The sequence below is a fragment of the Proteinivorax hydrogeniformans genome, from assembly GCF_040515995.1.
Lineage (GTDB): Bacteria > Bacillota > Proteinivoracia > Proteinivoracales > Proteinivoracaceae > Proteinivorax > Proteinivorax hydrogeniformans.
On the sequence record NZ_CP159485.1, the window covers coordinates 730,186 to 756,330 of the forward strand.

Annotated in this window: 17 protein-coding genes; 14 read left to right on the forward strand and 3 right to left on the reverse strand. The window is 36.1% G+C overall.

Annotated elements, in window-relative coordinates; genetic code table 11:
• Nucleotides 1-3: 3 nt before the first annotated feature.
• Nucleotides 4-1,941 (reverse strand): NAD(P)/FAD-dependent oxidoreductase, encoded by a 1,938-nt coding sequence (locus tag PRVXH_RS03485; protein WP_353893924.1) that lies wholly within the window; start codon nucleotides 1,939-1,941, stop codon nucleotides 4-6.
• 141 nt (nucleotides 1,942-2,082) lie between these two features.
• Between PRVXH_RS03485 and PRVXH_RS03490 the strand changes: the two genes are divergently transcribed.
• A complete protein-coding gene (locus PRVXH_RS03490) occupies nucleotides 2,083-3,642 on the forward strand; it encodes a helix-turn-helix domain-containing protein (protein ID WP_353893925.1) in 1,560 nt (519 codons plus the stop codon).
• A gap of 66 nt (nucleotides 3,643-3,708) precedes the next feature.
• Here the strand turns inward: PRVXH_RS03490 and PRVXH_RS03495 are convergent, their stop codons facing one another.
• Nucleotides 3,709-4,704 (reverse strand): YeiH family protein, encoded by a 996-nt coding sequence (locus PRVXH_RS03495; RefSeq protein ID WP_353893926.1) that lies wholly within the window; start codon nucleotides 4,702-4,704, stop codon nucleotides 3,709-3,711.
• Between the two features lie 173 nt (nucleotides 4,705-4,877).
• Between PRVXH_RS03495 and PRVXH_RS03500 the strand changes: the two genes are divergently transcribed.
• Nucleotides 4,878-5,627 carry a M23 family metallopeptidase gene (locus PRVXH_RS03500; RefSeq protein WP_353893927.1) on the forward strand — a complete coding sequence of 250 codons (750 nt, stop codon included), beginning with the start codon at nucleotides 4,878-4,880 and terminating at the stop codon, nucleotides 5,625-5,627.
• A gap of 949 nt (nucleotides 5,628-6,576) precedes the next feature.
• Here PRVXH_RS03500 and PRVXH_RS03505 read toward each other — a convergent pair.
• On the reverse strand, nucleotides 6,577-8,025 hold the full coding sequence (locus tag PRVXH_RS03505; RefSeq protein ID WP_353893928.1) for a methyl-accepting chemotaxis protein: 1,449 nt from the start codon (nucleotides 8,023-8,025) through the stop codon (nucleotides 6,577-6,579).
• A 330-nt stretch (nucleotides 8,026-8,355) separates the two neighbouring features.
• Between PRVXH_RS03505 and PRVXH_RS03510 the strand changes: the two genes are divergently transcribed.
• From PRVXH_RS03510 to PRVXH_RS03565, 12 genes are all read left to right on the forward strand, one after another.
• On the forward strand, nucleotides 8,356-10,500 hold the full coding sequence (locus PRVXH_RS03510) for a TIM-barrel domain-containing protein (protein ID WP_353893929.1): 2,145 nt from the start codon (nucleotides 8,356-8,358) through the stop codon (nucleotides 10,498-10,500).
• A gap of 10 nt (nucleotides 10,501-10,510) precedes the next feature.
• Nucleotides 10,511-11,989: a 4-alpha-glucanotransferase gene (malQ, locus tag PRVXH_RS03515; RefSeq protein WP_353893930.1), complete on the forward strand. Its 1,479-nt coding sequence runs from the start codon at nucleotides 10,511-10,513 to the stop codon at nucleotides 11,987-11,989.
• Between the two features lie 4 nt (nucleotides 11,990-11,993).
• The gene (locus PRVXH_RS03520; protein WP_353893931.1) at nucleotides 11,994-14,357 is read left to right on the forward strand and encodes a glycogen/starch/alpha-glucan phosphorylase; all 2,364 of its coding nucleotides are present in this window, start codon (nucleotides 11,994-11,996) and stop codon (nucleotides 14,355-14,357) included.
• Nucleotides 14,358-14,666: 309 nt separating this feature from the next.
• Nucleotides 14,667-15,980: an extracellular solute-binding protein gene (locus tag PRVXH_RS03525; protein WP_353893932.1), complete on the forward strand. Its 1,314-nt coding sequence runs from the start codon at nucleotides 14,667-14,669 to the stop codon at nucleotides 15,978-15,980.
• A 76-nt stretch (nucleotides 15,981-16,056) separates the two neighbouring features.
• Complete coding sequence (locus tag PRVXH_RS03530) at nucleotides 16,057-16,515, forward strand: hypothetical protein (RefSeq protein ID WP_353893933.1); 459 nt, start codon at nucleotides 16,057-16,059, stop codon at nucleotides 16,513-16,515.
• Nucleotides 16,516-16,528: 13 nt separating this feature from the next.
• The gene (locus PRVXH_RS03535) at nucleotides 16,529-18,622 is read left to right on the forward strand and encodes an ABC transporter permease subunit (protein WP_353893934.1); all 2,094 of its coding nucleotides are present in this window, start codon (nucleotides 16,529-16,531) and stop codon (nucleotides 18,620-18,622) included.
• Nucleotides 18,622-19,539, forward strand: coding sequence for a sugar ABC transporter permease (locus PRVXH_RS03540; RefSeq protein WP_353893935.1), 918 nt, complete (start codon nucleotides 18,622-18,624; stop codon nucleotides 19,537-19,539). The genes PRVXH_RS03535 and PRVXH_RS03540 overlap by 1 nt, the downstream gene beginning before the upstream one ends.
• A gap of 46 nt (nucleotides 19,540-19,585) precedes the next feature.
• Nucleotides 19,586-20,671 carry an ABC transporter ATP-binding protein gene (locus PRVXH_RS03545; protein ID WP_353893936.1) on the forward strand — a complete coding sequence of 362 codons (1,086 nt, stop codon included), beginning with the start codon at nucleotides 19,586-19,588 and terminating at the stop codon, nucleotides 20,669-20,671.
• Between the two features lie 78 nt (nucleotides 20,672-20,749).
• Complete coding sequence (locus PRVXH_RS03550) at nucleotides 20,750-21,772, forward strand: LacI family DNA-binding transcriptional regulator (RefSeq protein ID WP_353893937.1); 1,023 nt, start codon at nucleotides 20,750-20,752, stop codon at nucleotides 21,770-21,772.
• 122 nt (nucleotides 21,773-21,894) lie between these two features.
• Complete coding sequence (locus tag PRVXH_RS03555; RefSeq protein ID WP_353893938.1) at nucleotides 21,895-22,623, forward strand: sulfite exporter TauE/SafE family protein; 729 nt, start codon at nucleotides 21,895-21,897, stop codon at nucleotides 22,621-22,623.
• A 14-nt stretch (nucleotides 22,624-22,637) separates the two neighbouring features.
• On the forward strand, nucleotides 22,638-23,756 hold the full coding sequence (locus PRVXH_RS03560; protein ID WP_353893939.1) for a metallophosphoesterase: 1,119 nt from the start codon (nucleotides 22,638-22,640) through the stop codon (nucleotides 23,754-23,756).
• Nucleotides 23,746-26,145, forward strand: coding sequence for an AAA family ATPase (locus PRVXH_RS03565; RefSeq protein WP_353893940.1), 2,400 nt, complete (start codon nucleotides 23,746-23,748; stop codon nucleotides 26,143-26,145). The genes PRVXH_RS03560 and PRVXH_RS03565 overlap by 11 nt, the downstream gene beginning before the upstream one ends.

Below are 26,145 nucleotides of genomic sequence, written 5' to 3' on the forward strand. Positions count from 1 at the left end.
TTTCTAAAGTATTGAAGCTTTTTCAAATCCTTGACGAGTAGCATCTCCTATGCGTGCTGGTTTTGATACATCGCCCATAACATAAACACGCTCAAACTCTTCTTCTAAAGATGGTATAAGCTCATTGTTAGGCTGAACTCCCAAAGCCAAAATCACTTTATCAGCTTGTTTTAGAGATGTAGCTGATGTGAAGGTATCCATCAACGCTACTCCTTGGTCGGTTATTTGTAATAGCTTTTTACAAGGAAGCATTTCAACTTTATGTTTAGTTAGCCTAGACATAATATCATAACGGTTAAGCTTGTATACATTGCCGGCGATTTCTTTTTGCATTTCAATGATAGCTACCTCGTTACCGCCCATAGCCAATAGCTCTGCCGCTTCGCAGCCTGTCATCCCAGAGCCAATTACAGCAATTTTTTCGCCTTTAGCGCTAACTTTGCCTTTAAGCACATCTTCTGCTGCAAATACATTTTTACTTTCAACACCAGGAACTTGAGGTACTATTGGTCTAGCTCCAGCAGCTACAAAGACAGCATATGGATTTAACTCTTTAATGTTTTCTACTGTAGCGTCTATTCCATATCTTACTTCGATGTCCAATACCTTTATCTGCTCTTGGTAATAATCTATTAACCATTGGATTTTTTCTTTTAGATGAGGCTTTTTAGCAATCTGTAAAGCACCACCTAGCTCGTTTTCTTTCTCAAAAATAACAGGGTTAAAACCTCTTAATTTTAGAACTCTAGCAGCTTCAAGTCCGGCAGGACCAGCACCTACTATAGCTACTACTTTATCGTCACCGTTTTTAGGAAGATTTTCAAATTCCAACTCGCGACCCATCTTTGGATTAACCGCACATTTAAGCACTCCGCCTGTACTCAATTCCTCAAAGCAAGATACGCAAGAAATGCAACGTCTTATTTGCTTATCTTTGCCTTCCTTGGCTTTATTTGCCCAATTTGGATCTGCCAGTAACCCACGACCGATACCAACAAAATCTACGCTACCACTTTCTAAAAGGCCTTCAGCAAAACTAGGTTCTCTTATTACGTTAACAGCAATCACTGGAATATTAACAGCTTTTTTAACTGCCTCTGCAAGATGTTTTTTCCAGCCTTGAGGATAGGACATTGGTTCAATAATAGTTGCTGATGATTCATAAATTCCAGCACTTACGTTAAGAGCATCTACGCCTATACTTTCTAAGTATCTGGCTATTTTTACTCCTTCATCAAGTGTAATTCCACCTTCTACAAACTCATTGGCGCTAATTCGCACGCTAACTGGGAAATCAGGTCCACAAATATGTCTAATACCTACCATAATTTCTGAGATGAAACGCATTCTGTTAGCAAAGTGTCCACCATATTTATCAGTTCTTTTGTTTGTATATGGACTTAAAAATTGGTTAATTAGATATCCGTGAGCTGCATGTAGCTCGACACCATCAATTCCAGCTAATTGTGCTATTTTAGCGCTGGTAACAAACTTTTTAACTAAGCCTTCAACCTCTTCTGTAGAAAGTTCTCGTGGCATCTCTTGAGTTACTTTACACATTACAGCACTAGGTGCTACAATTTGTTTACCACCTAAAAGTCGAGAAGATGTCTCTCTGCCCGGATGGTGAAGTTGGACAAAAACCTTTGTGTCATACTTGTGCAAGGTTCTAGCTAACTTTTGTAAACTTGCCACGTGACGGGGGGCTGTTGCTGAAAGTTGGTTAGCAACCCCAACTCCATATTCATCACAAACTCTGGTGATTTCAGTAATTATAAGACCGCATCCACCTTTAGCTCTTTCCTCATAGTACTTAATGATATCTGGAGAAGCCTCTCCATTGCTACCAGCTAAAGCAGTTCCCATAGCAGGCATAACTACTCTGTTTTTCAGCTGCATTTTACCAATCTGACCTTTGGAGAAAAGTTTTTCGTAGTTCATAATAATCCTCCTCATCTATTTTTTATTTGTTCCTTGTGAATAATTTATCAAATACTTCAATGTTTTACTATGTTAGTTTAATACAAAACTTATTGCTATTTTTATGCATCATGCACTATAATGAAAATTGAGGTGATAAAAGTGTTAAGTGCGGGCCAAATTCACAGCAAGCTATCCGAATATGAGTGTACTTTTATTAACAATCAAGAATCTTTAGAGGTGGAGGATATACGTTTCATTACTTCTAAAACTGAGACAGTGGAAAGCAAAATATTATATCTCGGAACGGTGTCGCAGTTTTCTAGCAGCATGTTAAGATTTCAGAAGGGAAACTTTTTGCTAGTTGAAGACGTAGAGTTTAGCTCAGTGCCCCAGTCTTTAGAAGGAAATTATATTTTGTTAGGAGAGTGCACTGATTTATTAGAAGTATTTAATGAGATTAAGTCGATGCTATCTCAGAATTTGCAATCCATGAAAAACGCAACAAATCTTCTTAACACCTTAATTCACAGCAGAGGACTAAAGTATATTATAAAGAGATCTTCTGAAATACTTAATAATCCTGTTATACTCCTAGATAATAGCTTCAGAATTATAGCTTATAGTAAAGTTGATAAAATAGAAGAAGAGTTTTGGCAGGAGAATATTAAACGAGGTTACTGCACTTTTGAATTTATTTCTGAAGTTAAAAAGATAGATGCCCTTAAAAAAGCTCCTTTATCAGCAGATCCCTTTATAGTGACCTGCTTTGCCAGCCCAAACAAAAAGCTAGTAAGCAAAGTAATAGTTGACGAAAAAGTAGTGGGATTTATAGTAGTCCTGGAAAATCAAGAGAAGATTACAGAAAAATCTAATGAGTTTTTATCGTTGTTAAGTAATGTGATATCCCAAGAAATAAATAGCAACAAAGAATTTAGCAACATGGTAGGTCTAATGCATGAAAATCTTTTAGTTGATATTTTAGAAGGCAGGATAGAAGATCATGATATTATAGAGGAAAGAATCAAAAGTTCGGAAATTGCCATAAAGGATAAGTTTCAAGTATTAGTCTTTAATATTTCTAAGTACAAACCATCGATGTACTATAGGGACAACTTAAAGCAAGGTCTTAGCGCAATTTTTAAAAGCATTTATCCTATCTTTTATAAAGATTATGTAGTCGCCTTGCTAAACTTTGAACATGATGAACCGATGGACAGCTCGACTGAGCAAAGGCTTAAAGAATTTTTGAAAGATAACAACTTAACTGTGGGAGTAAGCCAGGTCTTTAACAGCTTGATAAAACTCAAAGACCAATACAGAAAAACATTGAAAGCATTAGAATTAGGAAGCCAAATAAATAGCGACGAAAAACTATTTTACAGTGAAAAGTTCAACTTTTACGTTTTATTAGATTTTTTAGCTACCAATAATTTAAGCCAGGATGAATTAAAAGGTTTCTGTCATACCGCAGTACAAAAAATACAGAAGTTTGATGAAGACAATGATACCCAATATTCCCAAACTTTATATCATTTTTTACTAAACAACCAAAATATCAATAAAACTGCTAACGAGCTATTTATTCACCGCAATACTATGGGCTACAGATTAAATAAAATAAGAGAAATAACATCGATTAACTTTGAAGATACAGAGACTGTATTTAACATACAAATGTCTTATAAAATTCAACAATACTTTAGATTGGCATCAAAGTAAAACAAATAAAAGCCCCGGAGCGACATAGATCGCTTCGGGGCTTTTTATATAAGGAAGTATAAAACCTTAGACTTGTCCTAAAAAAACTTGAATAATAAAAGAAACCACAACTACTGCAATGGAGATAGTAAACCCATGTAAAAGGGGGGCAACTCCAGCTTGGGCAAGTTTTTGGAAACTTGTCTTAAGCCCAATGGCACCCAGAGCCATAACCATTAAAAATCTGCTAAAGTTAGAGACAGATAAGCTTACAGCGTCAGGGATGAGACCTGTACTTTTAACAGCAACCATAGCTATAAAAAGCAAAATAAACCATGGGAAGACCTTGCTTATGTCAACTTTACGCTTTGAATCTTTTTTGGCAACCCTTGCATGTATAATCGAAAACACGAGCACTACCGGTACTATAGCCAAAGTTCTAGTTAGCTTAACAATTACAGAGTAGTTACCAGCTACTTCAGAGAAAGAGTAACCAGCTGCAACTACAGAAGAGGTGTCATTAATCGCTGTACCTGTCCAAAGGCCGAACCCTAAATCTGTCATTTTAAGAAAACTCCCCATAATGGGAAAAAGTACAACCATAAAAACATCGAAAATAAAGGTTGCAGAAATTGCATAAGCCATAGCACTATCTTCGGCTTCTATCACAGGGCCCACAGCTGCAATAGCTGATCCGCCACATATGCCGGTCCCCGCCGATAAAAGGCCTGCTAGCTTCCAATCTAACCTAAGGAGCTTACCAACTATATATCCACCTAAAAAAGCAGTTAATAAGGTGAAAATCATAACTACAAGGGATATCCTGCCGACCTCAACTACCTGTGAAAAACTTAATGAAAGTCCCATTAGTATAATGGCAAGTCTTAACACCTTTTTTGATGTAAAACCAATCCCAGCGTCGAAACAATTGTATTTTGAAATAAATGGATTGATTAACATACCAATAAGCAAAGACAATACGCTAGCTCCTATTAAATGATAGGGTAAAACGTTAGTGACAAAAACTGAAAAAGCTGCAAGAGCGGCAGCTAAAGCTAATCCTGGATAAATTTTTGCATTCATATAATTACAACTCCCTATAAAGCTAATGCTATATTATTAAATTAACCTAATATAAATTTTAACACTCCAAAGGGATAATTGCTATCAAAAACAATTTATTTTATATTACCTTTTGTGTTAATTACATCCTTATTTTTGCATTATGATAGTAAAATCCAAAGGAGGAATACAAGATGAATTATAAAGTGAAAAAAGGAGACACACTGTACAAAATAGCAAAAAAACACGGACTATCCTTAAGCCAGTTACTTGCTCTAAATCCCAGCATAGAAAATCCTGATATAATAAGCGTAGGTCAGACAATAACAGTTAGAAGCAACCAAGAACTAAAGACCTATAAAGTGCAGGCTAACGACACCCTCTCAAGTATAGCAACCAAGCACGGAATAACATGGCAGCAACTATATCAGCAAAACAAAGATATCATAAAAGACCCCAACCTAATTAACGTGGGAATGAAGCTAAAGATACCAAAAACCAAAACAAATCATACCCCCAAAAATCAAGTAGTACAGTTTTTTACAAACAAGGGCTGGACCATTACCTCAGACTACGGTATCAGAACTCACCCCATAAGCGGCAACAAAACTTTTCACAGGGGTATAGACTTTGCCGGAAAACCAAAAGGGGAGCCCGTAAAAACTCCCATATCAGGCACAATAAAATACTCAAACTATTACTCCGGCTGGGGTAACTTAGTTGGAGTAGAAGATAACCAAGGTTTTATACACCTGTTTGCACACCTACACCGGAGAACGAAAAAAGCAGGGCAAACAGTAGCAAAAGGGGATACAGTAGGCCTAAATGGCTCAACCGGAAATAGCACAGGCCCCCACGTTCATTATCAAATAAATACTCCTGGGGGCGGGGTTGGGGGGAGTTATGCTCATGCTAATCCTAAAATGTTTCCAGACTGCTTATAAGCACTCATCTTCTTCGTTGCATTAAAACTTCAGACCAGTCACGTATTATTTATACGCTCCCGCCCTGAAGTTTTAAAGCGCCTCGAATCTAAGCACTTCTAAGCAGTCTGGTGGGGTCAAAGGGATTAAGAGATTTTGTATCGTGCCTAAGTTTTAGGGCACATCTAAGTGGTTTTATTGGGTCAAAGGGATTAAGAGATTTTGTATCGTGCCTAAGTTTTAGGGCACATCTAAGTGGTTTTATTGGGTCAAAGGGATTAAGAGATTTTGTATCGTGCCTAAGTTTTAGGGCACATCTAAGTGGTTTTATTGGGTCATAGGGATTAAGACAATTTGTATCGTGCCTAAGTTTTAGGCACATCTAAGTGGTTTTATTGGGTCATAGGGATTAAGACAATTTGTATCGTGCCTAAGTTTTAGGCACATCTAAGTGGTTTTATTGGGTCATAGGGATTAAGACAATTTGTATCGTGCCTAAGTTTTAGGCACATCTAAGCAGTCTGGTGGGGTCATAGGGATTAAGATATTTTGTATCGTGCCTAAGTTTTAGGCACATCTAAGTGGTTGGCTGGTAGCATTTGGATCTTCTTTACTATGTATTAAAATCTAAACGTTAATTTTGCTCCAGTGGGTTATCAGAATAAGTTCTGCTGGAGAACTGTAGTTCTCCCCTACAAGTTTGGCTGTAGTAGTTTTTTTGGCATTTCTATGTTAGTAGCCATTTGTTGATAGGTTGACGCGGAGGTCAACCACTGCCTCTTTGAGGGGAGGTAGTTTCAGAACATTGTAATTGTTATACATGTTGAGAATGAATGCTAGTTGGGAATATTACCTGTTGTACTGCATGCTGTAGGTGCTTGTAATATATGAGTGCTTGAATTGATGGTGGTAGGGGGTAGCATACATACAAAAAAAACAGAGGGGAATTTTCCTCTGCTTTTTTTGTGTCTTAAATACTTTCTGCTGTGGTTTTTAGATTTCTTGCTAGTTTGTCCAAGTTTTCACTTACTTTTCTTAAGTTATTTATAGATGTTGATTGCTGCTCTACTGAGCTTGAAACTTCTTCGGTGCTAGCTGCGTTTTGTTGTGCGATGGATGTAAGGTTTTGCATCACATTCATGATGTTTTCCTTCATTTTTACAATTTGGTTTTCTGTTTCTTTTAGTGAATTGATTTTTTCCTTTGTTGATTCGATGGAAGTAGCTAAATCATTAAATATAGTCTCAGTATCTTTTATAGCAGTTGTCTGGGATTCGAGTATTTCCATAGACTCTTCCATTTTTTTATTAGTTTCGTTGGTGTTAGTTTTTAAGCTTTCGATTACATCACTGATTTCGCTTGCTGATTCTGCTGATTGTTCTGCTAGTTTTCTAATTTCTTCAGCAACTACAGCAAAACCCTTGCCGGCCTCGCCAGCTCTAGCTGCTTCGATACTGGCGTTTAAAGCCAGTAAGTTTGTCTGTTGGGCTATGTCGCTAATTGAGCTACTTGCAATATTTATAGCTTCGGTACTCTGATCTGTGCTGTCAACCATCTCTTTAAGCAGGCTTATTGCCTCGTTACTTTCCTTGGTTTTACTATTTAGCTGTTTTATAATTGTCAATCCATCATTTTTCAAGCCTTCAGTGGCAGATGAAATTTCATCTAAATCGTCTGTAGCAGCAACTATATTATCGATGCCAGTTGATAGCCCCTCTGTTTCTTTTGCCCCGTCTTCAGTATCGCTAGCTTGTTCGGATGAACCCTTAGCAATTTCCTCTATAACCTTAGAAACCTCTTCGATAGATACAGCAGTCTCATTAACAGTAGATTTTAGGTGACTAGAAGAGTTAGCTAGATTTTCCGTGGTTTCAATAATGGTTTTGATGATCTTATCTTTGTTTTTTTGATCTTCTTCCATCTTAGATATGTATTTTCCATTTTCTTTGCTGGAATTTCCTATGATGTTTGTGTTAACAAATTGCACTATACAAGTTAAAACAAGCACAGCTAAAATAACATGAACTTCATCTGATGCAAATTTTCCGGTTACGGTGTTAAAGAGATTTACCGCCATAACAATTCCAAGCACTCCACCTGTAAGTAGCTTATTGCCAAAAACAGAAAAAGCTCCCATCAGCGGAAAAGCAAAAGCAAAAGATATGCTAGAGGTAGTTGTAGCAACTACGATATATGTAGTCATTAAAGGAACCGCTAATACATATTTGATTATGTGGCTTTGTCGATTTTTTTTGTACGTGTAAAGCGAGTACCCTAACGCAAACCAACAGACGATTACAACTATGGAAGTTATAATCAGGACGTCCTCAAAGTAAGTGATAACTGATGAAAGAAGTACGATAAAAAAGCATAAGGCCAACAGGCTCTTATTAGCTCCAATTAAAAACTTAGTATTCATTTTTAACCCCCCTATGAAATGTCATCTAAAGACTTTTTAGAGTTATTCGACTTTTTTCTTTAAAAACCTTCTTAATTAGTACAAAATTACCAAAATTATCTAAAAGCTACAATAAAAAGGTTAAATTCAAAAAAGTTATAATTCAACTAAATGTCTGTCAAAAGCTATCTTAGCAAGCATAAAAACGGTTTCTAATTTATTTTTTTAATTGCATAGGAAAATAGGTACTTTACAAATGGGACACGTATGGTATATTAAGATTATAAGGTGCGCAAGCGCTTGCACAGATAAAATTCGTTAAATTATAGGGACGTTAAGCGGAGGTGAGGTATGAAGACTTTTATTTTGGAGAACGGGGTTAAGGTATTTCAATACGGTGAACCCATTGATACTGACGCCGTTTACGCAGAAAAGCTAAAACAGAAGTTTGATGAAAAGTTAAAACCATCTTTTAAAGAAGATGGAAAAGCTATAATTAATATTGAACTAGAAAAAGAAGATATGGTTTATGGTCTTGGTGGAAACTTAGGGGGCATAAACAAAAGAGGTAGGGTTTATCAATCTTATTGCACAGACGAGCCCAGTCATACCGAGGAGAAGACAACTCTTTATGGAGCGCATAACTTCTTTATTGTATCAGGCAAAACTCATTGTGGATATTTTATAGACTTTCCCTCACGCATTAAGTATGATGTTGGTTTTTCAACACTTGACTCCTTTAATATTGAAATATTCGGGCAAGACTTCAATTTATATGTAATAGAGGGAGAAACGTTAGAAGAAATCTCATCAAAATTTTTGCAAATTATCGGAAAGCCATATGTGCCACCTAAATGGGGGTTTGGGTATTTCCAAAGTCGTTGGGGTTATAAAAATAAAGAAGAGGTATTAGAGGTGTACAACACCTTTAAAGAAAATAAAATTCCTCTTGAAGGAATTTATCTTGACCTTGACTACATGGACAACTTTAAGGACTTTTCAATATCCAAAGAGAGATTTGATGGATTTAAGGATTTTGTCGAAAAGCTAAAAAAAGATGGAACGTATTTAATACCGATAATTGATGCCGGTGTTAAAGTCGAAAAAGGGTACGATGTCTACGAGGAAGGAATCAAAGGGGACCATTTTTGCAAAGACAAAGATGGTAAGCCATATACAGCAGCAGTATGGCCTGGTCAGGTTCATTTTCCAGACTTTTTTAAAGAAGATACACAGAAGTGGTTTGGGTCAAAGTACAAACTATTGACAAAAAGCGGAATTGAAGGCGTATGGAATGACATGAACGAACCGGCAATATTTTATGATCAAAAGTCAATAGATGAAGCGATTAACTCCGCCATAGAGTCCAAAGGCAAGAACATGGATGTGTTTTCCTTTTTTGATCTAAAGGACAAGTTTGCCAATTTAGCTAATAAAGATGAGTATTATAAGAGCTTTTATCATCAGGTAGGAAACACAATGAAATCTAACGATGAAGTTCATAACTTATACGGCCACTATATGACAAAATCAGCTAATATTGGTCTTAAAAAACTTCTAGATGATAAAAGGTTTGTACTTATATCGAGAGCATCTAGCATTGGAATGCATAAATATGGCGGTATTTGGACCGGAGATAACTGCTCTTTTTGGTCTCACCTAGATCAAAATATCAAGAATATGCCCTCGCTAAATATGTGTGGATTTTTCTATACAGGTGCTGACACCGGAGGGTTTGGAAATGACTGCTATGGTGAGATGCTAGTAAGATGGTTGCAGTTTAGTGTCTTTACACCACTTTTGAGAAATCACTCTGCTATAGGGTGTCAAAACCAAGAACCGTATGTCTTTGGTAAAGAGGTAAAGGAAAACTCAAAAAACCTGATAAAAGCTAGATATAGGTTGCTGCCATACATTTATTCTGAATACATGAAATCAGTCAATAACTATAAGCTTATGTTTAAGCCGCTATCCTTTGAATATGAGGATGAGTTAGCTAAGCAAGCTGAAGATCAACTATTTTTAGGAAATGAGCTAATGATAGCACCGGTTCATAAGCCGAATCATAAAGGCAGATATGTCTATTTGCCCCAAAAGATGGTGGAGGTTTCCTTTAAAGGTGATTGCGAGAGTTTAGCAGTTAAAGATTGTGGTATTCACTATCTTAGCTATGAACTAGAGGACTTTAAGTTCTTTTTAAGAAAGAATTCTATTATTCCTCACATCAATCCTGCCATGAACGTCAAACACCTAAGTCAAGAAACATTAAAAATAATAGCCTATGTTGATTCAGAGGCTGAATATAATCTTTATGATGATGACGGGATTTCTCATCAGTATCAGCAAGGAAATTCATTTAACACTAACATAAAAATAACAAGAGGTAATGATGATTTCATAATAGAAGTTGATAATTCAAACCCCTCTATAAAAGAAATTGAATTTACTATTATAGATTCCAGCAACAACATTAAAAATAAAAAAATTAAATTGTAGGTGGAAAGTTATGAGAGAGCGAACTAGCGGTATATTAATGCACATATCTTCGTTACCTAGTGAATATGGAATAGGTGACTTTGGTAAGGAAGCATATAAGTTTGTTGACTTTTTGGTTAAAGCCAATCAGAAGAACTGGCAAATATTACCCTTAGGAGTTACAGGTTACGGAGATTCACCATACCAATGCTTTTCAGCATTTGCCGGAAATCCATATTTTATTGATTTAAATGAGTTTATCGAAAGAGGATTTCTAAGAAAAGAGCAGATTGAACAATACGATCTAGGAAGCGACCCTAAAAGCGTGGATTATGGGCTGTTATACGATAACAAGATGCAAATTTTGCGTTTGGCCTATTCCAAAGCTAAAAAGGAAATTGGTGAAGATTTAGATAGGTTTTACTCTGAAAATGAGTCTTGGCTTAAAGAGTTTGCTTTATATATGTCCATAAAAGCAAAAAATGATAACAAGTCATGGATGCACTGGGATGATAAGTACAAAGATGCAAAATCTAGCCATGTAAAAGAGTTTGAAAAAGAAAATCGAGATGAAGTGTACTTTTGGGTGTTTACACAGTATTTCTTTTTAGAGCAGTGGAAGAAATTAAAAAGCTATGCCAACGCAAATGGTATCAGTATTATAGGTGATTTACCTATATATGTTGCAGAAGACAGCGCTGATGTTTGGGGGAACCCAGAAATCTTTAATTTAGATGAGAATCTCGAGCCTATAACAGTAGCCGGCTGCCCACCTGATGCTTTTTCTGAAACCGGACAGCTTTGGGGTAATCCGATTTATGATTGGGATGCCATGGACAAGCAAAATTATAAATGGTGGGTTAATAGGATTAAACACAGCTTTGAGCTTTATGACTGTTTGCGAATAGACCACTTTAGAGGTTTTGAAGCATACTGGGAGGTCAAATACGGATCAGAAACTGCGATAGAAGGCAAGTGGACAAAGGGGCCTGGAATCAAACTGTTTAACCAGATAAAAAAAGAGCTAGGCGAGCTTAATATAATAGCTGAGGATTTAGGTTATATAACTAAAGATGTTCAGAATTTAATTGAAGAAACAGGTTTTCCAGGGATGAAGGTGTTGCAGTTTGCTTTTGATACTAGAGAAGAAAGCGACTATCTACCTCACAACTATCATAACAACTGTGTTGTTTATACAGGTACCCATGATAACCACACAGCTTTAGGTTGGTTTGAAAATGTCCCTAAAGGGGATTTTGAATATGCAATTAAGTATTTAAAGCTCAACTATGATGAAGGATTTAATTGGGGATTTATCCGAGGAGCTTGGAGTTCAGTAGCATATTTAGCAGTGGCCCCTATACAAGATTTTCTTGGCTTAGATGACAAAGCCCGGGTTAACATACCATCTACTATTGGTGGGAATTGGATCTGGAGAATGACAAAAGAAGATCTTACAGATGAACTTGCAACAAAGATAGCTAATCTAACAAAGATTTATGGGAGGTAATACCGTGAAAAAACAAGAGATCTTAAAGAAGATGGAAGGTTATGCACTTACTGAGTTTGGTAAAACACTGGAGGAATGTACCAGTAAAGAAAAGTACATCGCACTTTCTAAGGCGGTTATGGAGGAGATTGTTCCTACCTGGATTAACTCAAAACAGAAGTTTGAAGGTAAAAAACAAGCGTACTATTTGTCAGCAGAATTTCTTATGGGTAGAGCTTTAACAAATAACTTAATAAACTCAAAGCTTAAGTCAGAAGTTGAAGATTTGCTAAATGAAATTAACGTGGACTATAACGTAATCGAAGAAGCTGAAGAAGATGCTGGTTTAGGTAACGGTGGTTTAGGAAGACTAGCAGCCTGCTTTTTAGATTCTGGTGCCACGCTAGACCTTCCTTTGACAGGGTATGGTTTAAGATACGAGTTTGGTATTTTTAAACAGTCTTTTAAAGATGGCTTTCAAGATGAAGACGGCGATAATTGGTTACAGCACGGTGACCCATGGTCGATTAGAAAAGAATCTGATTCTGTAACTGTTAGCTTTGCCGATGGTGATGTTTTGGCAGTACCATATGACACTCCTATTATCGGTTATGGCCAAAACACCATAAATACTCTAAGACTTTGGAAATCGGAAGCTCTTAATAACTTTGATTTTGAAGAGTTTAATAACCAGAACTATCATCAATCAGTAAAAGAAAAAAATGATGCAGAAACAATATCCAAATGTCTTTATCCAAATGATTCTAATGATGAAGGTAAAAAACTAAGGCTAAAACAACAGTACTTCTTTGTATCTGCTTCTCTACAGGATTTAGTTAGAAAACATAAAGAAAAATATTCATCCTTTGATAATTTCTCTGCGCTACACAGCATACAATTAAATGACACTCACCCTGCTGTTGCAATTCCAGAACTAATGAGGATATTAACAAAAAATGAAGGAATAAGTTGGAATAAAGCATGGGACATAGTTGTTAAATCTTTTGCGTATACAAACCATACGTTACTAGCTGAAGCGTTAGAGCAATGGCCGGTACATTTATACCAGAGCTTACTTCCTACCATTTATGAAATAATTGTTAAGATTGATGCTCAACTAAAAGAAGAGTTGAAAGAAAAGGGTATAAAGGAAGAAGAACTTTACGAATATGAAATAATCAGTGGAGATTGCATTAAGATGGCTTGGCTGTCAATCTACGGGACAAGTTCAACTAACGGTGTAGCCGAGCTTCACACAAACTTGCTAATAGAATCAGAGCTGACCAAATGGTATAACTTATTCCCTAAAAGATTTAATAACAAAACAAATGGTATTACTCAGCGTCGTTGGTTGCTACAGTCAAACCCTGAGCTAGCAGGCTATATTACAAAGCTTTTAGGTAGTGATAAATGGATTACTGATTTAACTGAACTTAAAAAGTTAGAGAAGTTTGCTGATGATAAAGAGGCTTTAGAAGACTTTGTAAATATTAAGCAAACTAAGAAAGACCAGCTTGCTGATTATATAGAGGAACATGAAGGCATAAAAATCGATCGCAACTCCATTTTCGATATTCAAATCAAGCGTTTACATGAGTACAAAAGACAGTTGCTAAAGGCATTTTATATCCTTGACCTTTACTACAGACTAAAAGAGCAGCCAGGGTTTGACATTCACCCAAGAACTTTTATTTTTGGAGCTAAAGCTGCACCTGGTTACTTTAGAGCTAAAGGAATCATCAAGTATATAAACGAAATAGCAAAACTAATTAACAACGATAAAGATATAAACGGAAAGATTAAAGTCGTTTTTGTAGAAAACTATAGAGTTTCATATGCCGAGAAACTGTTCCCTGCGGCAGATGTTTCAGAACAGATTTCTACTGCTGGTAAAGAGGCTTCAGGAACTGGCAACATGAAATTTATGCTTAATGGTGCTCCAACTATCGGAACTTACGACGGTGCAAACGTGGAGATTGTAGCAGAAGCAGGAGAGGAAAACAACTTTATCTTTGGACTAAGGGTCGAAGATATTGAAAAAATTAAAGATTCCTACGACCCAAAAGAGGAATGCGAAAAGGTAAAAGGACTTAAACGTGTAGTTGATACCTTAGTTGATGGCACGTTCACAGATGGTGACACAGGTATGTTTGCCGAGCTTTACGACTCTATATTTAAAGGAGCTTCTTGGCACAGACCTGATCAGTACTTCTTAATGAAAGATTTTGATAGCTACAGACAAGCGCAACAAGAAGTTGATGAGGCATATAAAGATAAGGTTGCCTGGGCGAGAAAATGTTGGATGAACATGTCTAACGCCGGGAAGTTTAGTTCTGATAGAACTATACAACAATATGCTGATGAAATCTGGAAAATCGAAAAAGCATAAATCATGCCAACGCTTGCATTGTAATTAAGTGAAATGATAAGGAAAAGGACCAAGAAATTATTGAGCCTTTTCCTCCTAAAACATTTATGAGTAGGTTAGTAAGATTATGGTAATAAATCAGATAAAATAGAAAAAAATATTGCTATTTTTCTCAAGAGAATGTATAATATTATTGTAAGTAATTAATTTTTTTTGCTAATTATGCAAGCGCGTGCACAATTTCGTGAAACGAAAGGTGTGCGGGAGTATACCAAAAGTGCTTGCCTAGTGATGCAAAAACAAAAAATACAGGTTTGGGGAGGATTTGAAATGAAAAAAAGTTTTAGTTTGTTACTTATCATTCTTTTAGCTTTACCACTAGCTGCATGTGGTGGGGACGCAGAGGAAGAAAACGGTGAAGTTGTTGCAGAAGGCATTGAGGCAACCATTTCTGTTCAAGTTGAGGAAGAATGGTTAGAGTACTATGAAGCAGCAAGAGACAGAGTGTTAGCAGACAACCCTGATGCAACTATCGAATGGATTGAGTCTCCTGCTTTTGATCACTTAGATGTGTTAGATTCAACTGACGCTACTAACACAGATGTAGCAGACGTATTTGCAATCCCTGCAGATAGAATCTTTGGTTTAAATGATAACCATGCAATTGCTCCTATTGATGCTATTGCAATGGCAGAGCAAGTTGGAGGATTTGGAGACTATGATGCTGGCATGGGAGGAAACTTCAACATTGATGGCGAGTATCTAGGATTCCCAATGAATATCGAGACTTTAATTAACTTTGGTAATGCTGCAAATGCTGAAGAAGCAGGTATTGACTTAACAGAAACAATCGAGTTTACTGAACTTGACTATGAAGACATGTTAGTTCCAGCTTTTGATGCTTGGTTTGGTGTTGCGCTTACAAACTCAGCTGACATTGAGTTTTTAGAGCAAGACGCTTCTGGTAACCTGCATTCTGATCTAACTGCTGATTTTGCAGATCTAGATGAAGATAAGCAACAACTATTTGAAGCTTTGTTTAACTTCTGGCAAGCTCACAACGAAGCAGGTACTTCAATGTGGGACGAAGATGATGCTTGGGGTTACATGGACAGTAGCTTTACTACTGGTGGAAACACTTCTATAAGGTTAGAAGGTCCATGGTCAACTGGAAACTTATCAGAACAAGCTGGTGACGGCGAAGACTTAGTTATCTTCCCTATGAACCAAGTTACAATTAACGGAAACCCATTAGCACACTGGCAAAGTGGCTGGGGCATGGTAGCTAATGCACGTATTGAGATGGATGAAGACAAAATGCTTCTTGCTCAATCTTTCATGGCTGAAGTTGTGAACCCAGACTATGCTGTTGATTTCTTTAAAGCTAGTGGTAAAATCATGGAAAATGTAGAAGCTTCTGTATACATGGATTCTGATCTGCCAGAACAAGATAAAGAAGTAATTTCTGCTGTGATTGAGTCATACAACCAGTCACCTGCTCGTCCACTGTTTACTGAGTGGGGTCAAGTGTGGGACACATGGAAGAACGGTCTTCTATCTTGGGATAACGTTCAACCTGAAACAGTAGAAGAAGCTTATGGCGAAATTCAATCTTCGTTTGAAGCTATGATGGCAAACTTCTAGGTTACTAAACATTACGGGAAGAGAGGTAGAGGTGTAGCCTTTCTTCCCATTATTTTTATCAAGTGAGGTCTTAAAAATGAATACACTTACAAACCTACCCAAAAAACATCTGTATTATATACTGATATCCTGTTCAATAATTATAGTCGCAACATCGATGGAGACGTTGATGACTGTTAAAGATATAGACTTATTTAATCAATGGTTAGAAAATCATAAAGCTGCTGAAGGTGCGGAGATTTCGGTAGATGAAGCCTTTAACGTCTTTATATCGGTTAATTTAATTTATTTTTTGTTTAAGTTAGTGATCCCGATATCTATCAGCCTTCATTCCTATTTTGCGTATATTAAGCTAAAAATTAACGGGCTGTTCGTTTTTATATGGACGGTATTAGTTCTTGGTAGTATGGCATACACGTTATTTGAATGGAGTATAAACTCAATATTTTACTACATTAACTTAACTGGTTATTTTATTTTAGTAGTAACCCTCTTATCACTGATAAATGTTATTGATAAAAGTAAAACCTCGTAAAGGTGGGATTACATTGGCAAATCACAAAGAATTTTTATATGATGATATTGGCAATAAATATAAAAGAAAAAACTTATACTTGTTAGATGTAGCTTTGTTAGAAAAAGAAATTAAACAAGCTAAAGGTGAGGCACAGGAAAAGTTAAAAAACAAGTTAAAAACAGTTATTAAAAACAAAGATGCTCACCCTTATAATATCGAGCTTGAAAAGTTTCGCAAAGAAGAAAAAAAGTTTTTAAACAAGTTAAAAGAAGAAAAGAAAACTTTTGATGGGGCTTTAGAAAAAGAGCTTCCGAGGAAATTAAGGAAATTAAAATTAAACCTTTTTGAGCACAAACAAAAACTTGAGTTTTATAAAGATTATACAGACTTATGTTATGATGCTGAGTTTGCTTATGGTGAAAGTAAGTTCTCTGTTGAGCAACTTCCGAATATCATCGATTCTTATAAAAGCAACCTTAAAGAGTTAAGAAAAGCAAAAGAATCTTATAAAAGTATAGATGTTACGGAAGAAAAACGAAAAAAGGAAGAACTTAAACAGTTTAAAAGTGAGCAAAAAGAGCTGCTAAACGAGGGCAAAAAAAGACTCAAGGAAAGAAGAAGAAAAGGCCAAATATCCAAAAAAGCAGAATCAACAAAAGTTGAAGAGTTGAAGAAAAAATTCAATCAGGCTATAAACCTAAAATCTTATGACATCCCGAGAAAAGCTGTTAAAGAGGATATAAAAAAGGCACGCTTTGAATTAAAAAATGGTACTAAATTAAAGCTAAATGTGCTTCAAGCTGATATAGCTGACTTAAGAAGAAAGACTCCCATGGAAACAGAAAAGACCAAGCCTATACTTGCTTATTTTACTTTTTTAATTCCAGGTTTAGGACAAATGCTAAACAAGCAAGTTGAAAAAGGTATTTTGTTCTTTTTAGCAACTTTTTTTGTATATTTTGCTGCAATTCCTTATGCTTTAGGATATGGAAACTATCAAGGTGAAGGAGTTGCTGGCCTTATTACCCTTGCTGAGGGTGGCCCTAGGATCTATCAATCCTTGATTTTTATGATAGAAGGGGTAATTGCTATCCTTCTTCTAATCATAGCTTTTGGTTTACTTTATATCTCCTTTAAAGATGTTTTAAACGTGGAGAAAAAGAAAATAAAGGGAGTTAGGCCTAGTAACTGGCATGAAACAATGGATGATATCAGCAAAAATGGTTTCCCTTATATTGTTTCTTTACCCGCGCTATTTATTATAATTTTTGTCGTATTTGTTCCTTTGATTACGACAGTCTTAATATCATTTACCTCAATGAGTCCACAGGAACAAACAAGGTTTACTTGGATTGGAATTGAAAACTACAGGATGATAGCGCTAGGTGAAGGATTGGCGGGGTCTGTATTCTGGCTTGTTCTTCGTTGGACACTTGTTTGGACTATTGGCGCAACAACGCTGGCAATCTTTATAGGGTTTGTTTTGGCCTTACTAGTTAATAACGAAAGAGTTGTCGGTAAAAAGTTTTTCAGAACTGTATACTTGCTACCGTGGGCAGTGCCGGCATTTATAACAATAATGTTTTTCAGTATAATGACTTCTCCTAATGGGGCTTTGACTGTGTTTTTATCGGAGCTATTCGATCAAAGAATTCATATTAAGTCTGATCCCCAACTTACTAGAGCATTTTTGATACTTTTACAAGGTTGGCTAGGTAGTGCTTATGTATTCTTGCTTACAACAGGAGTACTTCAGGCAATTCCAAGTGACTTATATGAAGCAGCTGACATTGACGGCGCAACTGATTGGCAAAAGACCAAACGTATAACTATTCCTATTGTATTATTCCAAACAGCGCCACTTTTAATAACACAATATGTATTTAATTTTAACAACTTCTCTATAATTAAGTTCTTTAATGGTGGTGGACCATATGAACCTTCGGTTTATGGAAACTTAGCGGGATCATCTGATATTTTAATTTCATATATTTACAAACTTACTATGAATAATCAGCAACAAGCGGTAGGGGCGGCAATTATAGTGGTGATATCTATAGGATTGCTGTTGTTTGGGTATATGGGATTAAAAAATTCAAAGGCGTTTAAAGAGGAGAGATTATAATGAACTTAGTTACAAAGAAAATAGGGAATTTGCTACGACCTAAAAGTTCCCTGTATCTTTCTGATAGACAACCTTTAACTCTTTTAGGCAAGATTAAGTTATTTTTCACTTATCTAATTCTTAGTGTTTGGGCATTTCTCATCTTATGGCCTCTTTACCAGATGGTAAGAGCAGCTTTTAACGGCCTACAATATAGTCATATAGTTATGACTCATAACTACGAGTTTTCCTTAAGACATTTTGAATATCTCTTTAATGAAACGCTATATTTAACTTGGGTTAAAAATACAATTTTTATTGCAGGGGCAACAGCTCTTATAACAGTTGCTGTCGTTTCTCTAACTGGATATGCTTATTCTAGGTACAGGTTTAAAGGACGTAAACCTACGTTAATGACCATTATGCTTGTTCAAACTATCCCAACATTTGCAGGAATTGTAGCTTTTTTTACCCTACATTCTATAGTGTCGTCAGTATTTCCAATGTTCACTAGGCAAATGATGTTGATTCTAATTTACTCAGGTGGTGCAATCGCCGGTAATACTTTTGTGTTAAAAGGTTATATCGACTCAATCTCTACGGAGTTAGATGATTCAGCTAAAATAGATGGATGTTCAAACTTACAAACCTATAGGCTGATAATCATGCCCATAGCCAGACCTATGCTTACCATAATAGCTCTTTGGTCATTTATTGGACCTTTTATGGACTTCTTATTGCCAAGAGTACTTCTAACTAGTCCAAGCTCCTACACTTTAGCAGCGGGTTTATTTACACTGGTTGCTGACCATCGAACAATGAATCAACCAGCTTTTGCTGCTGGAGGTCTGCTAACGGCTATACCGATTGTTATTCTATTTTTAGCGCTACAAAACCAATTGGTGTCTGGGCTAGCTAAAGGCTCAGTTAAAGGTTAGACTGTAACGAATTAAATACAAACTCGTATATAGAGGAGGATCCTTCATGAAAGTAACTATGAAAGATATTGGGAAGAAATATGAAAGCCAAGAAGAGTTTACTTTAAGAAATATAAACTTAGAAATAGAAGAAAAAGAGTTTTGCGTAATATTAGGTCCGTCAGGTTGTGGTAAAACCACACTATTAAGAATGGTTGCAGGGCTTAATTCAATAACTGAGGGAGATCTGTTGTTTAATGACAAAAGGATGAACAAGGTAGCTCCTAAGGATAGAGATATTGCGATGGTGTTTCAATCCTATGCTCTTTACCCTCATATGACAGTTTTTGAGAATATGGCTTTTTCGCTAAAACTAAAAAAAGAGCGTAAGAAAGTTATTGAGGAAAGAGTGCTAGAGGCTGCAGAACTATTAAAAATAAAAAAAGAACTATACTCAAAACCTGCAGAGATTTCTGGAGGACAAAGACAGAGAGTAGCGTTAGGCCGCGCTATGGTCAAAAATCCTAAAGTTTTTTTGATGGACGAACCGCTATCTAACTTAGATGCAAAGCTTAGAGAACATATGAGAGTGGAGCTTGTTAAGCTACATCAAACCCTAGGTACAACTTCTATATATGTTACTCACGACCAAACTGAAGCTATGACAATGGCTGATAAAATTATTTTAATGAACGAAGGTAAAATTCAGCAGGTAGGAAAGCCAGAAGATTTTTATAACAAGCCGGAAAATATTTTTGTTGCGCAGTTTATAGGTTCTCCTACGATGAATATTCTTAAAGGTTCATTAAAAGACGGTAAATTTGTCGGCACAAATGGAATAATTAAGATCACTCCTAACGACGAGGACATGAAAAAATTAGCTGGTTATGAAGGTAAAGAAGTTTCAGTAGGAATTCGTTCCGAAAGATTTGAAAGTGGTGGCCACATAGGAGACAGCTTTGAATGTAACGTTGAAGTTGTTGAGATGTTAGGAAAGGAAAAAATTCTTTACTCTAAACTGGACGACGGCACAGAACTTGTGATTTCAACACCAGGACACTATCATTATGAAAATGGCGAACGACATTCTTTCGGATTTGATATAGATGCTCTTCACTTTTTCGATACAGCTACAGGAGAAAGAATCAACTAGTTGTTCCCAAAGGCTAGATAAAGGTATATAATTTATCATAGAAGATTGTGTATTGGTACGTGATAGGGAGTGATCAAATTGAATAAAAAAGTAGTTACTATCAACGACGTTGCAAAAAAGGCTGGGGTATCACCGTCCACCGTTTCAAGGGTTATATCTAAAAACCCTAAAATTAGTGCGCCGACAAGAGAAAAAGTGCTTAGGCACATGGAAGAGATGGGATATCATCCCAACGCTATAGCCCGTTCGCTAGCTAGCAAAAAATCAGGGGCTATTGGCGTTATTATGCCTACAACTTCTCAGGATTTGTTTTTAAATCCTTTCTTTCCTGAAGCTTTAAGAGGAATTGTAAGAGGAGCTTCAAATAGTGGTTATGATTTGCTGCTTTCTACAAATTCTGATAAAGACGAAGAAATTGAAGTAATTAAGCATTTTATACTGGGCTCAAAAGTGGACGGGATAATCCTAATGTCAAGTAAAGTAAATGACGAATGTGTTAATTATCTTAGCTCTCTTGATTTCCCCTTTTCGCTTATTGGTTCTCCTGATGGGTTAGAAGGACAAATAAATCATGTGGATAATGATAATTTTATGGCTGCTTATGAAGTGACAACCTACCTGAGTATGAAAGGCAAAAAGAAAATTGCTATGATAGTGGGTGACGAGAAGCTAATTGTAACTAAAAAACGTGTGGAAGGTTATAAAAGAGCGCTTTTAGAAAGTAATATAAACTTCGACGAAAATCTGCTATATACAGGTAGCTTTGATGAACAAACTGGTTATGAGTATGGTAGTATTATCGCTGAGATGGAAGATAAACCAGATGCAGTAATCGTAGCTGATGATTTAGTGGCTTATGGAGCAGTTAAAGTCTTTGAAAGCCTAGATGTGAGCATACCAGAAGATATTGCAGTGGCAAGCTTTAACAATAGTATTCTTTCTAGATACGCAGCTACCCCCATCACCTCCGTAGATATAAACGCCGTTAAGCTGGGCGAAGAATCGATGAAATTAGTGGTGCAAGCTATGGAGAAAGAGGTGCGTGGACAAAAGATTATAACCCCCTATACGATACACAAACGAAAATCAACAGAAGGCTAACTATCCCCCTTATATAGGCAACAGGTCCACTGGACTTGTTGCTTTTTTTCTAGCACAAAAAAATCAGTGTGTTATAATTATTTTGGTGGATACTTAACTTTATTTTGGAGAGGAGAAGAAAAATGGACAGCTCCGTTTTACAGATAGTTATAGGTTTATTAATAATATTTTTGGCGGCTGCCACACAAGGAATCGCCAGCTTTGGTTTTTCTATTATATCCCTTCCGCTTTTGGGGGTTTTTCTTCCACTTCAAGTGGTTGTTCCGATGTTGATTATATATAGCCTAGTGCTTAACTCAATGATTTTGCAAAACCTTAAAGAGCACATAGATTTTAAGCGAATATGGATTTTGGTTGTAGCTGGTGTAATAGGGACCCCTTTTGGTGTTTATCTACTTAAGGTTGTTGATGAGAACACCCTAAAAATAGCTATCGGGGTGATCCTTACAATTTCAGCTGTGCTAAACTTTTATGGAATAAAGGTTAAGGTAAAAAGAGAAAAACTCACTCAGATACCAGTTGGCTTAATAAGTGGGTTGTTTAATGGCAGTGCTTCAATTGGCGGCCCACCGATAATAATTTTTTTGACAAACCAAGGGGTAAAAAAACAAATCTTTAGGGCAAACCTAACTCTTTATTTTTGGCTAATCAACATAGTGACTATACCAACCTACGTTGTTGGCGGCTTGATTACAACGGAAGTAATTCAATATACTCTATTTTTGCTACCTGGTCTCTTACTAGGGACCATGGTTGGAATTAACTTGGGGAACAAAGTTGACGAAAATTTATTCGCCAAGCTGACTTTAGTTATGGTGATGGGAATGGGTTTGTTTCTTATTAAATTTTAAAGGGGGAAATAAAGTTGGCTCTTAAAATATTTTTAACAGGAGATAATCATATCGGCTTAAAGTTTAATAGTTATCCTGAGCATGTGCGCTCAAGCTTGGTCAAGGCAAGAGTCGATAATCTACAAGGGTTGGTCGAAAAAGCAAATTCTAAAGGCTGCGACTTGTTTGCCGTGGCAGGAGACCTTTTTGACAAAGTTAAAATCACAAAACGAGATAAGGAAAAAGTTGCTAAAGTATTAGAACAGTTTTCTGGAACTGTTGTGGTACTTCCAGGGAACCATGATTACCATGATGATGTGGTGGATTTATGGCAGGACTTTAAAGGTTATGCTGGAGAAAATACAATAGTGCTAAACACATATAAACCATACAACTTAACTAGTAATGACATTGATGTGACCTTATATCCTGCATATTGTAGTAAAAAACACTCATCAAACAATGCTCTTAAGTGGATTAAAGAGCTACAAAACCTAGAACCAACAAGATGGAATATAGGCATTGCTCACGGCGCGCTTGAAGGCCTATCACCAGATATTGAACAAAAATATTACAACATGAATGAAAAAGAACTAGATGATATAGGACTAGATTTATGGCTGTTAGGTCATACTCATATTCCTTATCCATTAGAACAGAAGGTAAGCAATCGTAGAATATTTAACTCTGGTACTTCAGAACCGGATGGGCTGGATTGCAACCACGCTGGCAACGCTTGGATAATAACAATAAGTGAGTCGAAAGAAATTTCTGCTGATAGGGTCAAGACGGGTATCTATCGTTTTTATGATATCGACTATAAGTTGGAAAGTGAAGAAAGTCTAAGTAAGCTTATTGAAGATTTGGATATGGAAAAACCCGACAAAAAAATCATCAGGCTTACGCTAAATGGTAGAGTCAAAAGGGAGACTTTAGATCAAATACAGCTTTGCTTAAAAAATCTTAGAGAAAAGTTTGGTTATCTAGAGGTAAGAGCTGAAAACTTAAAATTACAGATAACTAAAGAAGATATTGAGCAGCAATATACCAAGGGATCGTTTCCATACCAAGTACTTAACCAGCTATTAGAAACTGATAACGATGCCCTGCAGTTAGCATATGAACTGATGGAGGGGTGTCAAAATGAAAATTAAAAAGTACAGCTGCACCCAATTTGGTGGCTTAAGAGATATCGATATATATTTAAAAGATGGTTTAAATGTGATAGTTGGCCTAAATGAGGCGGGTAAAAGTACGGTGGTAGAAGGAATTTACTCCACTTTGTTTAAAAAGCATAAGTTAAGAAGACAGGGAAGCGATCAAGAATTTACAAATAGGTTTACCCCGCAGCCTAACGGAGATTTTTTTGACGGTAAAGTAGAAATTAAGTTGGAAGATAAATGCTACAGCTTAGAAAAGTCCTGGGGAGCTTCAAGTTATAGTAAGATGACACTAGAAAATAATTTGGTTTTACAAGAGCCTACTTCAATTGAAGCTGAACTAAAAAAGTTACTAAAATTTGGCGAAAAAACCTATGGCAATATAATTTTTTCAAAACAAAAGGACTTAAAAGATGCTATTAGTTTGATTTTAAAAGAGGAAACTACTGGGGATTTGAGTACCATTTTAAGAAGGGTAGTGATGGAACTTGACGGTGTTTCCATAGACAAACTAAAAAAGAGCATAAATGCAGAATATGATGAAATATTCGGAAGGTGGGACATAGAAAGGTGGCAGCCCCAAAACCCAAATAAACGCTTTCAAAAAGGAGTAGGTAAGCTTTTAGAAAAATATTATCAAATAGAAGATTTACAAGAAGAGCTAAACCTTAGCAAAGCGTTGGAAACCGAAATAACTGAAATCAGACAGAAAATACAGCAACTCGAAAGTGAAAAAACAAGGTTAAAAGGGGAAGTAGAAAAGTATAGTAAAATCGAATCCGATATCAGCAAAAGGGCGTTAATTGAGCCTAAGTTAGAACGAAATAAAGAACAAGAAACAAAACTAAAACAAATAATTTTAAAGTGGCCACAGCAAGAAGAAAAACTTAAAAATATAGAAGAGAAGCTAACTCAAATAAAAGCTGATATAACATTAGAAGAAAAACAGCTGCTAGAGTTAAATAAATTAAAAGAGAAAGAGAACCTAGGCCAGATAATAACAAAGGTTAAGGGTAATAAAAATAAACTACAAGAATTAAAAGAAAAATTAGAAGAAATTCCAGCTATAACTTACGAGGATGTTGGGCTGTTAGAAAGCCTTTTAAGTAAAATTCAAACATGCCAAACTGCAATAAAAGCTGGCAAAATGCAGGGGAAAATAATAAGTAGCCAAGAGCCAATTAAAGTAACCAAGGACTTAGAAGAGGAAAAAGAGCTTAAGCCTTCACAGGGGTTTGTTGCAGAAGGATATTTAAAGATATCAGTAGGTGATTGTGCGACAATAGAAATTCAGTCTGGAGAATTTAATTTCCAAAAGCTCAAAAGTGAAATCAGTGATTCTAGTAAGGAGCTAACACAAAAACTAGAAAGTCTTAACATCTGTTCTGTAGAAGAAGGTAAGTTAAATTTAGAAAGAATACAGCAGTTAGTAAAACAAAAAGAGAATGTGGAAAATGAAATAAACCTATTATTAGCTGAAAAAAGTTATGATGAAATCAAGCAAAGGTTTGAAAGTTTAAAGGGAATAAATACCAACAGAAGCGCAGTGGAAATTGAATCTAGTTTAACAGCATTAAGGGATAAGGCAAATCAATTAGCTGCAGAAAAAATAAGCATCAGTGAAAGGTTAGATGAATGGACACAAGAGTATGAAAGTGATGATAAACTATTTGATAAAGTTGCGGAATTGAAAATTGAATTGAAAGCGCTGCAAAGTCAAGTAGAAAACCTTGTGCCTCTACCTGAGAATTTTAAAACCACTGACGAATTTTTAAAACACATAACCGACCTAAGGGCAAATTTAGATGACTGCCATACTCAAATAATGCAACTTAAAGATAAACACTATAGCTTAGAGAAAGATATGCCGGATAGCTCTACTGAGGAAACCACTAACGTTTTAAAAAATACTAATGATGAATTTAAGAGGATAGAAAAGCGAGGAAGAAGCTTAGTTAAGGTTTTAGAGGTAGTAAATGAGCAGCTTAAAAAAATAGACGAAAATTCATTTAAACCACTAGCAGATAGTTTTATTAAGTACTTAAGAGCTATAACACTAGACAATTATAATACAGGACAAATAGATAACTCTTTTAACATAGAAATCCATAAGCAAGGAGTTCCTATGCCTTTAGAACTGCTTTCAGCAGGCACACAGGATTGTGTAGCGCTTGCTCTAAGACTTGCAATCATAGAGGTATTATACGATGGTAACAGTGGCTTTATAGTGTTAGATGACTGTCTAGTTGATCTAGATCCAAATCGAAAAGAAAAAGCAATAGAACTGATTAAACAATTTTCCATAAAAAACCAATTTATCTTTACAACATGTAACCCTCAAACAGGAGAGTTATTGGGAGGAAATAAAATAAACCTTGGGTAA

Excerpts from the sequence above, each read along its gene's own strand:
- PRVXH_RS03540 (WP_353893935.1), top strand. The coding sequence starts at position 18,622 with ATGAACTTAGTTACAAAGAAAATAGGGAATTTGCTACGACCTAAAAGT.
- PRVXH_RS03495 (WP_353893926.1), bottom strand. The coding sequence starts at position 4,704 with ATGAATGCAAAAATTTATCCAGGATTAGCTTTAGCTGCCGCTCTTGCA.
- PRVXH_RS03555 (WP_353893938.1), top strand. The coding sequence starts at position 21,895 with ATGGACAGCTCCGTTTTACAGATAGTTATAGGTTTATTAATAATATTT.
- PRVXH_RS03565 (WP_353893940.1), top strand. The coding sequence starts at position 23,746 with ATGAAAATTAAAAAGTACAGCTGCACCCAATTTGGTGGCTTAAGAGAT.
- PRVXH_RS03485 (WP_353893924.1), bottom strand. The coding sequence starts at position 1,941 with ATGAACTACGAAAAACTTTTCTCCAAAGGTCAGATTGGTAAAATGCAG.
- PRVXH_RS03525 (WP_353893932.1), top strand. The coding sequence starts at position 14,667 with ATGAAAAAAAGTTTTAGTTTGTTACTTATCATTCTTTTAGCTTTACCA.
- PRVXH_RS03545 (WP_353893936.1), top strand. The coding sequence starts at position 19,586 with ATGAAAGTAACTATGAAAGATATTGGGAAGAAATATGAAAGCCAAGAA.
- malQ (WP_353893930.1), top strand. The coding sequence starts at position 10,511 with ATGAGAGAGCGAACTAGCGGTATATTAATGCACATATCTTCGTTACCT.
- PRVXH_RS03510 (WP_353893929.1), top strand. The coding sequence starts at position 8,356 with ATGAAGACTTTTATTTTGGAGAACGGGGTTAAGGTATTTCAATACGGT.
- PRVXH_RS03500 (WP_353893927.1), top strand. The coding sequence starts at position 4,878 with ATGAATTATAAAGTGAAAAAAGGAGACACACTGTACAAAATAGCAAAA.
- PRVXH_RS03505 (WP_353893928.1), bottom strand. The coding sequence starts at position 8,025 with ATGAATACTAAGTTTTTAATTGGAGCTAATAAGAGCCTGTTGGCCTTA.
- PRVXH_RS03530 (WP_353893933.1), top strand. The coding sequence starts at position 16,057 with ATGAATACACTTACAAACCTACCCAAAAAACATCTGTATTATATACTG.